The organism is Brevibacterium picturae (genome assembly GCF_030453725.1).
Lineage (GTDB): Bacteria > Actinomycetota > Actinomycetes > Actinomycetales > Brevibacteriaceae > Brevibacterium > Brevibacterium sandarakinum_A.
Genome location: NZ_JAKDJU010000112.1, coordinates 1 through 9,996, shown reverse-complemented (window position 1 = coordinate 9,996; position 9,996 = coordinate 1). Strand labels below are relative to the sequence as shown.

Below are 9,996 nucleotides of genomic sequence, written 5' to 3'. Positions count from 1 at the left end.
TGCGCGGGTACCGTGTCGAACTCTCCGAGGTCGAGCTCGCTCTGCAGGCCGATCCTCGAATCGGGTCGGCCGTCGTCGAAATCAGGCAGAATAAGGCCGGATACGCTCAGCTGCTCGGTTACGTCACCGCGCATTCCCAGGTCGACACCGCCGAGGTGCGTCGGGGCATGAAGGCACGTGTCCCGGACTACATGGTCCCCTCGTTCATCATGCAGATCGAGAGCATTCCGCTCACGGTCAACGGCAAACTCGACCGCCGGGCCCTCCCGGAGCCGGAATCGGCACGCTCCGAGTCCGAGGCGCCCAGAGGCCCGCAGGAACAGGTCGTGGCTGAGGCCTTCAGCGACGTGTTGGGCGTGGACTCCGTCGGCCTTGACGATGACTTCTTCGAACTCGGCGGGCACTCGCTGCTGGCCACTCAACTGGTCGCGTCTCTGCGGACGAGCTTCGCCGCCGCACCCGCCCTGCGCGAGGTCTTCCAACACCCCACCGTCCGCGAGCTCAGTGCCTGCTTCGACCCGAAGGCGACCACGGTCGACGCCGGTCATGAGCTCGTCGCAGGAGACCGTCCCACATCGCTGCCACTCTCCCCTGCCCAGGCACGCCTGTGGTTCATCAACCAGTTCGACCCGAGTTCTGCGGCATACAACATACCGCTCACCCTGAGCATGCGAGGACGACTCGACGTCGGTGCTCTGCACGCGGCGATCAACGACGTCGTCGCACGACATGAGAGCCTGCGCACTGTCTTCCCGTGGACGGCCGGCCAGCCCGAACAGGTCGTTCTCACCCCGGACGACGCCCGCATCGCCATGTCCACGATCGGGGTCAGTCAGGACCTCGTCCACCACACCGTGGATGCGGAGGCCACCCGAGGATTCGACGTCTCCAGCGAGCTTCCGATCAGGGCTCTTCTCATCAGGCTCAACGAGGACGAGCATCTGCTGCTGCTGACTCTCCACCACATCGCCGCCGACGGCTGGTCGCTGGGCCCCCTGGCCCGGGATCTGTCCACCGCCTATCGCAATCGTGGGCGGGGAAGGGCCCCGGCCTTTCCGCCTCTTCCCGTGCAGTACGCCGACTACGCCCTCTGGCAGCGAACGGCGCTCGGAACCGAAGACGACCCGAACAGTCCACTGTCGCAGCAGCTGGACTTCTGGAAGACCTCGTTGGCCGGCGCGCCCTCACAGCTGCAGCTTCCCGCCGATCGGGCGAGAAACGCGGCGGTCCCAGGATCCGTCTCCCGTGCGATTCCCGTTGACATCGGCCCGAGAGTCCATGCCGGACTGCGCCGACTCTCCAGCGAGCGCAATGCCAGTCTGTTCATGGTGCTGCAGGCGGCATTCGCGGTGCTGTTGGACAAACTCGGCGCAGGCAGCGACATCCCCATCGGCACCCCCGTCGCGGGCAGGACCGAGACGAAGCTCGATGAACTCATCGGGTTCTTCGTCAATACGCTCGTCCTGCGCACCGATACCTCGGGCAATCCCAGCGCCGCCGATGTCATCGACAGGGTCCGCGGATCCAACCTCTCGGCCTACGCCAATCAGGATGCCCCATTCGAACGCGTCGTCGATGAGGTCGACCCGCCACGCTCAGAAGGACTGCACCCCCTGTTCCAGGTGATGCTGACGCTGCAGAACACGACCCCGGTCGATATCGACATGGGTGATCTCCACGTCGAAGCGGCCCCCGGCCCACAAGTCTCGGAGGCGAAGTTCGATCTGCTCCTCGACCTGGCAGAACGTCGCGGTGATGCGGCCGGAATCACCGGCTCCCTGGAATTCGATTCCGCGCTGTTCGACGAGTCCACTGCCCGGAACATCGCCGAACGCTTCGTGAGCGTACTCGAACAGTTCGTCACCGACCCGAACCGTCTCGTTTCGGATCTCGACATCCTCAGCGCCGCAGAACTGCGCACCATCCGCGACGACAGCCGCGGTGCCGATCGCGACCGTCTCGAGACGACGATCATCGACGCCCTCGAGTCCACCATCGCCCGTCTTCCACAGCGCCGGGCGCTCGTGGCCGACGACACCGAACTGAGCTTCGCGCAGCTCGGGGACCGCATCCACCGCTGCGGCCGCGCGCTTCTCGCCCGAGGCATCGGACCGGGTCAGCGGGTCGCCATCGCTCTGCCACGATCAGCCGATGCCATCATTGTGCCATTGGCAGTGCTGAGCATCGGTGCCATCGCCGTTCCCATCGACCTCAGCTATCCGCAGGAGCGGATCCGGCTGATCCTCGACGTGAGCGACCCGGCGGCCGTCGTCGTCGACTCCCCCGACGTGCCTGTGCGACCGGGCACGGCCGTCTCCACCGCAGAGCTGAGTGCCGACGACCTCGTCGACCCAGCGGACGACGGGGGTGAGGGCAACCTCGGCGAGGGAGCAGTGCGAGACGACTCCCATCGTCCGACGCCGAACGACCGCGCCTATGAGATGTACACATCCGGGTCCACCGGGACACCCAAGGGTGTCGCCGTGCCCCATCGTGGTCTGGCCAATCTTCTGGCTCAGCACCGGGAGACGATCTTCGCCGAGGCGGGGCTCGAGGAAGCCTCGGTCCGGGTCGCGCACACCGCCGGCCTCGGCTTCGACGCCGCCTGGGACCCGGTGCTCTGGCTGGTGGCCGGAGCGAGCCTGCACATCGTCGATGAGGAAGTGCGCCGGGACGCCGAGGCGTTCGTGGACTTCTGCCGCCGAGCGCAGATCGATGCGCTCGAGACCACCCCCTCCTTCGTGCGGCAGCTGACCGCCTCCGGGCTCCTCGATGACCCCGAGCCCTCTGCTGCCCGGCACCACGAGGCCGCTGCGTTGACGATCGCCCTCGGCGGGGAGCCCGTCCCCGATGACCTGTGGCAGGAACTCGCCCAGCACTCGGGTGTGCGTGCCTACAACTTCTACGGACCCACCGAATTCACCGTCGACTCCGTCACGGCGAAGGTTCAGGGAGACCATGCCACGATCGGCCACCCGATCAGAAACGTCGCGGCCATGGTCTTGGACGGACACCTGCAGGAGGTTCCCTATGGTGTCGTCGGCGAGCTCTACCTCGCAGGAGACGGAATCGCCACCGGATATGTGAACCGCCCGGCTGAGACCTCGCAGCGATTCGTCGCCAACCCCTTCGACAGCGGCGAGCGCATGTACCGCACCGGCGACCTGGTCCGACGCACCTTGGACGGCAGCCTCGACTTCGTCTCCCGCGATGACGACCAGATCAAGCTGCGTGGGTATCGGATCGAACTCGGCGACGTTGAGAATGCTCTCTTCGCCTGTGAGGGCGTCGAACAGGCAGCAGCTATCGTCGACAATCCCCAGGACCCGCAGTCCGCACGACTCGTCGGGTACTACGCAGGCGACGCAGATGAGAGCACCGTCCGCGACCACCTCGCCAGCGCACTTCCGGCCCCGATGGTCCCACGGGTGCTGATCGCCGTCGACGCGATGCCCCTGACCGCCCACGGCAAACTCGACCGCGGCCGGCTGCCGGCTCCGCGGCTGTCGGGAGGCGAAACCTCCCGCGCCGCTGAGACGACGGACGAGGCCACCATGTGCGAACAGTTCTCCACCGTGCTCGAGGCCGATTCGGTCGGGCTCGACGACGACTTCTTCGAGCTGGGAGGCCATTCGCTGCTGGCGGTGTCTCTCATCGGTCGCATCCGTGAGGCCTTCGACACCGACCTGCCGCTGCGCGCAATCTTCGACGCACCCACACCGGCTGCCCTGCTCAACCGCCTCGACGTTTCGGCCGGTGCTTCGCTCGGGACGCTGCCCACGGACAGCGGGCAGACCCCGACGTCTGACCAGGCTCCGACCCCAGACCGGAGTGCCGCCTGGGCGATGAGCCCCTCCGAGTGGAAGCAGTCGAGCACCCGCCCGACGGCGATTCCGCTGTCGTACGGTCAGGCACGGATGCACTTCCTCAATCAGCTCGACACCAAGGCCTCCGACTACACCATCTCCCTCGCGGTTCGCTTCGAGGGCGAATTGGATCCCGACACGCTCGACAAGTCCCTGAGCCAGGTCATCACGCGCCACGAGATCCTGCGCACCGTCTATCCGAGCCTCGGAGGCTCCCCGGTCCAACACATCCTTCCGCCCGCGGCCGGACACGGGATCCTCGTCCACCGGACCACGTCCTCACCGGCGGCGACGTCGGAGGATATGGCTCGGGAGGCTGCCAGGGGGTTCGATCTCAGCACCGACCTGCCGTTGCGCGCGGTCCTCTTCGACGAAGGCGGCCAGTGGGTCCTCCACCTCGTCATGCACCACATCGCCACCGACGGTGCCTCGTTGGCTCCGCTGACGCAGGATCTGTCCACCGCCTATGCCGCACTGCGCGGTTCTGCCTGCCCGATGCAGCGCAATCTCGACATCCAGTACGCGGACTTCGCCCTGTGGCAGCGCCATGTGCTTGAGACGCAGACACGTCCAGGCGAGGACCGTCCGCTCCTGGACCACAAGACCCAGTCATGGCGCGAGCGCCTGGACGGAATACCCATTGAACTCCCTCTGCCCTCGGACCATCCCCGCCCTCACACCGCCCGGCAGTCGGGCCGTCACCATCGCTTCAGTCTCGATGACCGGACGACGCAGCGCCTGAATGCGATCGCCGCCGAGGCGGGGGCCAGTCTGTTCATGGCCCTGCATGCTGTGCTCGCCGGGTTCCTCAGCAGAATCAGCGGCAGTGAGGACGTCGTCATCGGCTCTCCCAGCGCCGGACGTTCGGACCCGGAGCTTGCCGACATGGTCGGGCTCTTCGTCAACACCGTCCCGATCCGCACCGATGTCTGTGACCAACCCGATTTCCGCACACTTCTGGCGCGGACTCGCACGGCGGCCATCGACGCACTGGAACTCGACGACGTACCGTTCGAACGCCTTGTCGAGACCGTCAACCCGCCGCGTGAGCTGGGTCGCCATCCGCTGTTCCAGACCATGCTGTCCCTGGAGAACACGGCCCTGCCGACCCTCGACCTTCCAGGAGTGCGCACGAGCATCGAACCTGAGGTCGAGACCGGCGACGCCAAATTCGACCTCTCGTTCACCTTCCGCGCAGACTCCCCCGATAGTGGACTCGACGTCGTGCTCGACTACAACTCCTCGATGTTCGAGCCGGCGACCATCGTCGACATGTGCCAGGCTCTCTCCCGCTTCGCCGACGGCCTCGTGCAGGACCCGGAACGCCCGATCCACGACATCGCGCTCCTCGACCCCGCCGAGGCGGCCCGAGCGATCGGCCAGCTCACCGGTCCGGAGCCGGAATCATCGCTGCCCATGGTCCTCGACGTCTTCGCCACCACTGTGCGACAGCTGCCCCATGCCACCGCAGTCGAATCCGCTGACACCTCGATGTCGTTTCGCGAACTCGACGAAGCCGCGGAACTCCTGGCACAGGAGCTGCGCGGATTGGGTGCGGGGCCGAGGTCGACCGTATCCGTTCGCCTCAGCCGCGGAGTCGGCATCATCGTCGCCACGCTGGCCGTGCTCAAATCAGGTGCGGCCTACAACCCGATCGACATCGACTATCCGCTCGAACGTGCTCGGGCGATCGTGACCGATGCGGGCCCTCTCATCGTTCTGGCCGAGACCGGAACCGCCGAGGCACTGGCGCCGATGCTCGCCGATGCCCCTGTCACGCCCACCGTCGTTGAGATCTCAGCAGCCGACGGCACCGTGGACACGACCCGTCCGGCCTGGCCCCGGCCGACCTCGGCCGCTGCGGCCACGGACCCGACTCCCCAGCACGACCCAGCCGCCTATGTCACCTTCACCTCCGGCTCGACCGGTCGGCCCAAGGGCGTGGAGGTGGGCCATTGCGCCCTCGCGAATCTGCTCGCCGCCCATCGTGCCTCGTTCCTGCCGACACCATCCTCCGAGCCCGAGCAGATCACCGTGGCCCACACCACCGGTGTCGGCTTCGACGCCGCCTGGGATCCGCTGCTGTGGATGCTGGTCGGACATCGCATCCACATCGCCTCGGCGGAAACCCAACGCGACCCTCAGGAGCTCGCGCGGCTGCTTCATGACCTGCGGATCGGGTTCTGGGAGACCACCCCCAGCTACCTGCGTGCGCTCAGGACCGAACCGGACTTCGCGGACCTGCTCGACCGAGCGGCCGCGGCGAACGCTCCGATCACTCTCGCCCTCGGCGGCGAGGCGATCGACGAGGAGCTGTGGGAGTGGCTGCGCGAGCGCCCGGGCATCAACGCCCACAATCTCTACGGCCCCACCGAGGCCACCGTGGACGCCTTCGCGGGTCCGGTCACCGACTCGTCGACGCCGATTCTGGGATCGCCGCTGCACCACATGCGCGGCTATGTGCTCGACGAACGGCTCCATCACGTGCCGGCCGGGACGACCGGAGAGCTCTACCTCGCCGGACGCCAGTTGGCACACGGATACCGTGGCCGCCCCGGCCTGAGCGCCGAACGCTTCGTCGGTGATCCCTTCGGCGAACCGGGCGAGCGCATGTACCGCACAGGGGACCTCGTCGTGCGTCACCGCAATGGTGACCTGAGCTTCCTCGGCCGCAGCGACAACCAGATCCAGCTGCGCGGGTTCCGTGTCGAACTCGGCGAGGTCGAACGGGCCCTGCGCGGTGCCCCGGGAGTCAAGGACGCACTCGTACGATCGTCCGGTGCCGACGCCGACACGATGCAGCTGGTCGGCTATGTTGTGCCGGACCGGACGGATGCTGCCGGGTCGGAAGCTCTCGCAGACAAGGCGCGGCGACATGTGCGATCGATCGTGCCCAGCTACATGGTCCCACCGAGAGTCGTGGCCCTCGACGAAATCCCACTGACGGCGCACGGCAAGATCGACGAGTCAGCACTGCCAGACGCCTCGCAGGCTGTCGTCGGCTCGCGTTCGGCACCGCGTACACCGCATGAGGACACCGTGGCGACGATCTTCGCCGAGGTGCTCACGCTGCCGCGCGTCGGTGTCGACGAGTCGTTCTTCGAACTCGGCGGGCATTCGTTCCTGGCCCGACCGCTCATCGCAGCCGTCAACGATGCCCTCGGCGCCGAACTCTCGGTCCAGTCCCTCTTCCGTTCGCCCACCGTCGAGCAGTTGGTGGCCGACGCAGATGAGGGGGCCACGGACTCGATCGGTGACAGCCTGCAGCGCCTGCTTCCTCTGCGCACGGCGGGCGCGAAGCCTCCTCTGTTCGCGGTGCACCCGGCCACCGGCATCAGTTGGGGGTTCGCGGCGATGCTCCACGGACTCGACCCTCAGCGTCCGCTGATCGGCCTGCAGATGCCGGGACTGGCACCGGGCGATCCGGAGGAGATCACTGCCTCCACGCTGACCGAACTCGCCGACGACTACATCACGCAGATGAGGACGGTGCAGCCGCAGGGGCCCTATCACCTGCTGGGCTGGTCCTTCGGCGGCATCCTGGCACACCGTCTGGCGACGCGGCTGCAGGAGAAGGGTGAAGAGGTGGCCTTCCTCGGGATCCTCGATGCCTACCCCGCGGGGCAGGAGACCAACGCCGACGTCGGCGAGGGGGCACAACTGTGGGTCGACTACCTCGGCGCCAATCATCCTGACGTTCGGGTCGGCGCGGAGGGACTCGACGACGAACGGGCTCTGGAGGTTCTGCGCGAGAACGGCGACCCGCTGGGCAATGTCTCGCCCGAGACCATTGCGGCAATGACCGCGGGCTTCTTCACCATGGCTCGACTGATCCGTGAAGCCCCGGTGGAACGCTTCAACGGCGACCTCGTGCACTTCGCCGCCACCCAGGATGTTCCGGCCGGCACCCCCACTGCCGAATCATGGCGCCCCTATGTCACTGGTCACATTCACGTCACCGAGGTCCCGGCACGACACGGGGACATGCTCTCGGCGACGGCCCTGTCCGAAATTCTTCCCGTGCTGGCAATCCATGTGGACGAGGACGCCGAACCACACATGTAAGAGATACATCTCAAGCATTCAACAGGAGATGAGGAAACGTGAATAACCCCTTCGATGACACCACAGCGACTTTCCGCGTGCTCGTCAATGATCTTCAGCAGCATTCTCTGTGGCCGTCGTTCGCCGATGCACCCGCGGGGTGGGCCATCGCCTTCGGCCCGGCCGAGCGCGGCGAATGCCTCGAATTCGTCGAGGCGAACTGGACGGACATCACTCCGCGCCGGCTGGCCGAGATCGCGTCATAGTGATCCGCATTGACCAACTGAGAAAGAACTTCGGAAGCTTCAGAGCCTTGGACGGAATCGACCTGCAGGTCGACCAGGGACAGATCTTCGGGCTGCTGGGGCCCAATGGGGCAGGCAAGACCACCACGGTCAAAGTTCTGTCCACGCTGATTCGTCCCGACTCCGGCGATGCGAGCGTGGCGGGGAATTCGGTGATCGCCGATCCCACCGCTGTGCGCCGCAGCATCGGATTGTCGGGACAGTATGCGGCCGTCGATGAGAAGCTCACCGGCTACGAGAACCTCCTCATGGTCGCCCGTCTCTACGGGATGAGCCGCAGCGATTCGCGCGCACGGGCTCACGAACTGCTCCGGGAGTTCGCCCTCGTCGACGTCCGCGACAAACGCGCCGGCGCCTATTCCGGTGGCATGCGACGACGCCTGGACCTGGCCTCGGCTCTGGTCTTCCGACCGCCGGTGGTCATCCTCGACGAACCCACCACCGGCCTCGACCCGCGCGGCAGGCTGGACACCTGGGACGTCATCTCCACTCTTGTCGGACAGGGCACCACCGTGCTGCTGACGACCCAATACCTGGAAGAGGCCGATCAGCTGGCGGATCGCATCGCCGTCATCGACTCCGGCCGAGTCATCGCGGAGGGGACCTCGAACGAGCTCAAGGTCAGCCTCGGCGCCGAACGGATCGCACTGACACTGACCAGCCCCGATGCTCTTGACGAGACTCTGCGCGTCCTCGAACGCATCCTCGGAGGCTCGGTCACGCCGCAGCTGGACTCGACCCGGAAGCACCTCACGGTCCCGGCCCCGCAGGGGCAGAGAACTCTGCTTGAGGTACTCGGCGCCCTCGAACAAGGCGGAATCGTCGTCACCGAGGCGGCCCTGACCCGGCCGACACTCGACGACGTCTTCCTGGACCTGACCGGACACCCCGCCTCGGCGGAGCCTTCGCCTCAGCCGCGTTCGGAAGCCGAGGTGGGAGCATGAGCACCATCACCTCGGCGGCACGCGACAGTTCCGTCATCGCCTGGCGCAACCTGCTCACCGTGCGCCGCACTCCCGGGGCACTGGTCACCGGAGTCGTGCAACCGGTGATCTTCGTGTTCCTGCTCGCGTTCGTCTTCGGCGGCAGCCTGGGCGGTGCACCGTATCGGGAGTTCCTCATCGGCGGGATCCTGGCTCAGACACTGACCTTCAATTCCTCCTTCACCGCCGTCTACCTCGCCAAGGACCTCCAGCTGGGGCTCATCGACCGGTTCCGGTCGCTGCCGATGTCTCGCGTGGCCGTCATCCTGGGCCGGACCACATCCGACCTGGCCACCGGCGCGATCTCCATTGTGGTCACCATGGTCTGCGGACTGATCATCGGGTGGCGCATCACCGAGGGTCCGGGGTCAGCGATCCTCGGCATCCTGCTCCTGCTCCTCTTCGGCTTCGCCATGTCGTGGATCGGTGCGTTCATCGCGTTGACGGCGCGAAGTGTCGAGGTGGCTCAGAGCCTCGGCCTGATCTGGCTCTTTCCCGTCACCTTCCTCTCCGGTGCCTTCGTCTCGATCGACACGCTTCCCGGCCCTCTGCAGACGATCGCCGCGTGGAATCCGGTCACGGCCGTGGCCACCAGTGTCCGAGAACTCTTCGGCAATGTCTCTCCCGCTGGGTACACCTCGGGTTCGGGATGGGCGGCCGACAACCCGATTCTCTACGCGGTGATCAGCTGCGTGGCAGTCATTGCGATCTTCTCCACCGTTGCCGTGTCCCAGTACCGAAGCATCAGCAGGCGATGACCGCAGCAGCCATCGAGTACATCCTCTGCGATGTCGGCAC

Annotated in this window: 4 protein-coding genes; all 4 read left to right on the top strand. The window is 66.5% G+C overall.

The features are described 5' to 3' along the window. Window positions 1-167 precede the first annotated feature (167 nt). From L0G76_RS11160 to L0G76_RS11145, 4 genes are read left to right on the top strand one after another with little or no spacing between them, the layout of a single operon-like run. Window positions 168-7,931, top strand: a complete 7,764-nt coding sequence (locus L0G76_RS11160) for a non-ribosomal peptide synthetase (RefSeq protein WP_304357292.1) — start codon at window positions 168-170, stop codon at window positions 7,929-7,931. Window positions 7,932-7,969: 38 nt separating this feature from the next. Continuing rightward, on the top strand, window positions 7,970-8,176 hold the full coding sequence (locus L0G76_RS11155) for an MbtH family protein (RefSeq protein ID WP_304357291.1): 207 nt from the start codon (window positions 7,970-7,972) through the stop codon (window positions 8,174-8,176). After that, a complete protein-coding gene (locus tag L0G76_RS11150; protein WP_304357290.1) occupies window positions 8,176-9,159 on the top strand; it encodes an ATP-binding cassette domain-containing protein in 984 nt (327 codons plus the stop codon). The genes L0G76_RS11155 and L0G76_RS11150 overlap by 1 nt, the downstream gene beginning before the upstream one ends. Next, window positions 9,156-9,956, top strand: coding sequence for an ABC transporter permease (locus L0G76_RS11145; RefSeq protein ID WP_304357289.1), 801 nt, complete (start codon window positions 9,156-9,158; stop codon window positions 9,954-9,956). Before L0G76_RS11150 ends, L0G76_RS11145 begins: the two co-directional genes overlap by 4 nt. Window positions 9,957-9,996 lie beyond the last annotated feature (40 nt).